Raw genomic sequence first — 3,086 nt, 5'->3', positions numbered from 1 at the left:
GTGCCTGCGGCGGAGCGGCAGGGATGAGCGGGACATGTGCGGAATGCAGCCAGAAGAGACTCCTGGGAAGGCCGTTGCAAACCAAGTTGCAGATCAATGAACCGGGAGATCCATACGAGCAGGAAGCGGATCGGGTGGCGGAGCAGGTGATGCGGATGCCGGACGCCGACGTGAACGACCGGCCTCGCCGCTATGCCGGGAGTCCGCTGGTGCAGCGTCGGGCGACAGAGGGAGGCGCCGGCGTGATGGAAGCGCCGCCGATCGTCCACGACGTACTGAACTCCTCAGGGCAGCTGCTCGACGAGGCCACTCGGGCCTTCTTCGAGCCGCGCTTCGGCCACGATTTTGGGAATGTCCGCGTGCATGCGGATGCCAGTGCCGCCGAGTCTGCACGTGTAGTCAACGCACAGGCCTACACGGTCGGCAGGAATATGGTGTTCGGGGCGGGCCGATATGTGCCGACCACGGAAGCTGGCCAACGATTGCTCGCCCACGAGTTGACCCATGCCCTTCAGCAAATGGGGAACGATCATGGGAGAACCCTGCAACGGACTCCGGGGACCGGCGCTGAACCGGAGAAGACGGACGTCCCTGGTGGACTTTCGACCGGACTCGCGAGCACGCATGAAATTGTCATCGACGGGGAGGCGTTCGATTTGGCCGTGATGTCGAATCTCGATGTACCCGAGAGCCCGTCCGCTAAGTTCCGTCCTATAGCCGAAGAGTACATGGGGTCGTATCCGAACCTGGGTGCCAGTCCGTGGGCCTTCATCGTCAAGCAAGGCATCGTCTCGCCGGGGGACAAGCCGTATTGTCCGATCGGAGGAAATTGCCTGGGATGGGTCTATGGAGGCGTTCGCAATGTCGACCCATCCGAACGTGTCTGGGCGCTCGTCCCCGCCTATTTTGAATCCGTCGGTCTGACCGACGCTGCAGACGCTGCATCGCAGGCCACCTACCTGAGTTATGCAAAAGGGAACCGGTTTCCGGCGCCTGCGATCTGGGACTACTTCATGAACACCGAATTTCAAGCAGTCCCGGCGGACAACGATGCGACCGCACACCTGGCACTCTATGGACGAGGATTTTCAGGTTCGATGGATGGTCCTTCTCATATCGCCTTTCGCACTGCGGGAGGGGAGATCTGGGTGTCGAAACCCAGTCCGTTTCGGTATCCGCTGGTGCACGAACAAGCGAACCAGATGGCGGGCGGCGAGATCGGCGAAGTTGTTCGCCTGTATGCACGAGCATCCGGTCCGTTGAGCCGAGCCGTGCTGAGGCCGAAACAGACGCAAGGTAGTCCACCACAATGAGAGTGTTGCAAACCATGATGCGCTCGGTCGCTGGGAAGAATGCCGGCTCCGGAGGCGCGACCTTATCCAGCCCGCACATCGTGCAGCCCGTCTGCGACGGGGCGGCGGGCTCAGCGGAGATTGCTTGGAATGCCAGAGGCAGAAGCGGCATGGGAAAACCGTTGCAAGCCAAGTTGCGGCTCAATGAGCCGGGCGATGTCTATGAGCAGGAAGCCGATCGCGTCGCGGAGCAGGCGATGCGGATGCGGGATAGTGACTTGAACAGGCCGCGCATGGCGGGGCCGCCACGCGCGAGCGTCCGTTCGGCGGTTACGATATTTCCCTTCAACCGCCGGATGCCGGGTCTTTCGGTAAGGATGAGGAGGGAAACAAGGGCGCCATCAGCCTGTGACGGGGGTCTTATAATCCTGGAGCCACAGCACCGTGTTTGTGAGGTCATGTTGGCCGTGTCGCTGGAGGAGCAGGAGGATGCGTCGAAGCAATTCACGGAAGGGGAGATGGTCCGATACGATAATGCCTGCATGGGGCTGGCCGGTCTTGGACCATTCGTGGGCCAGCGTCACGAAATCTCCCACATTGAACGTCAAAATGACGCGGCCCTGTTCCGTGGCAAAACGGAGTTGGGCGGCATCCGATGCGGCTCGATTGTTGGCTTCTTTGGTGGACACACAATCGAACCCTCGGTCGCGGAGGACCTTCGCGAGGAGGGGATCCACGTCTTCATCGAGATAGAGCGTTATCGGCGTGACCTAACGGTGGCTTCGCGATTGGCGTCGAGGTCCTGTTCCATTTCGTCGCGGTTGTCGTAGTAGTAGGCCAGGGCGTCATGGATTTGTCCCAGACCGAGGTGAGTGAAGCGAGCCACCAACTCTTCGGGAGTCAGGCCATGGTACAGGATGTACGACACGACGGAGCGAACAGGAAACCGTGTCCCTTCAATGATCGGGCTCCCGCCGCAGATGGCCGGATCGGTGGTGATATGAGGGTGCAATACTTTGGGCATGGCGGGGATCAGCGAAGGATTAGGGGTAGCATAACCGAGCCGGCGAGGACGGTCAATGTGACGAGCAGAATGGACGACACGCCGACACGTAGGTCCAGGCATGCCCAAGCTCATACGGCCAATTCGATCTGTTCTGCGTCAGGACTCAGGGGCAAATCGTCTGCAACAGGTTCCAAGTACAACTCGATAGCCTCTCGAATGTTCTTGAGGGTCTCTTCTTTGCGCTCACCGTCGCTGATGTATCCAGGAAGAGTAGGAACAAAGACCATGAAGCCTCAGTCGTGGCTCGGTTCCAACACAACGGTTTGATGGTCGCCTCATGGCTCAATGACTCTGGGGAGCATAGCAAACCGATCAGAAATGCGGCAATGAGAGGATGGAACGGCGGTGCCCATACAAAGCGAGGCTGCGGATAGCATTGGGAAGGGTCTAACTCGATGAGCGTGGCTGAAGCAGTTCGGACGACGACCAAGGCATGGAGCAGTACAATCTCCGGTCTTGTCCTCCAGCGCCGGTGCGCCTGCGGCGGATCGGCAGGGATGAGCGGGACATGTGCGGAATGCAGCCAGAAGAGACTCCTGGGAAGGCCGTTGCAAACCAAGTTGCAGATCAATGAACCGGGAGATCCATACGAGCAGGAAGCCGATCGCGTCGCCGAGCAGGTGATGCGGATGCCGCATACTGAAGCGACCAGGCCAAGCAGCGATGCCGAGAGTCCGACCGTACAACGACGTGCGACAAGTAGTGGCGCCGGCGTAATGGAGGCGCCG

Annotated in this window: 4 protein-coding genes and 1 pseudogene; 2 read left to right on the top strand and 3 right to left on the bottom strand. The window is 60.1% G+C overall.

All coding sequences use genetic code 11. The features are described from left to right. A partial coding sequence (locus ACOSYY_RS17235) for an eCIS core domain-containing protein (RefSeq protein WP_421664048.1) occupies positions 1–1,313 on the top strand: 1,313 nt, incomplete at its 5' end. A gap of 380 nt (positions 1,314–1,693) precedes the next feature. On the opposite strand, the gene ACOSYY_RS17230 is transcribed toward ACOSYY_RS17235, so the two are convergent. Genes ACOSYY_RS17230 through ACOSYY_RS17220 form a run of 3 tightly spaced genes read right to left on the bottom strand, consistent with a single transcriptional unit; the run spans position 1,694 to position 2,585 of the window. Next, positions 1,694–2,053 (bottom strand): DUF5615 family PIN-like protein, encoded by a 360-nt coding sequence (locus ACOSYY_RS17230; RefSeq protein WP_421664050.1) that lies wholly within the window; start codon positions 2,051–2,053, stop codon positions 1,694–1,696. Next, entirely contained in the window at positions 2,050–2,418 is a 369-nt protein-coding gene (locus ACOSYY_RS17225; protein WP_421664047.1) for a DUF433 domain-containing protein, read from the bottom strand. Before ACOSYY_RS17225 ends, ACOSYY_RS17230 begins: the two co-directional genes overlap by 4 nt. An 8-nt stretch (positions 2,419–2,426) precedes the next feature. Next, positions 2,427–2,585: a type II toxin-antitoxin system HicB family antitoxin gene (locus ACOSYY_RS17220; RefSeq protein ID WP_421664045.1), complete on the bottom strand. Its 159-nt coding sequence runs from the start codon at positions 2,583–2,585 to the stop codon at positions 2,427–2,429. Positions 2,586–2,753: 168 nt separating this feature from the next. On the opposite strand from ACOSYY_RS17220, the pseudogene ACOSYY_RS17215 reads away from it, so the two are divergent. Next, a pseudogene (locus ACOSYY_RS17215) lies at positions 2,754–3,086 on the top strand (hypothetical protein); the annotation flags it as partial.

This window comes from Nitrospira sp. BLG_2, from assembly GCF_049222245.1.
The sequence above is the reverse complement of the archived record's forward strand: the minus strand, read 5'-3'. Positions and strand labels throughout refer to the sequence as shown.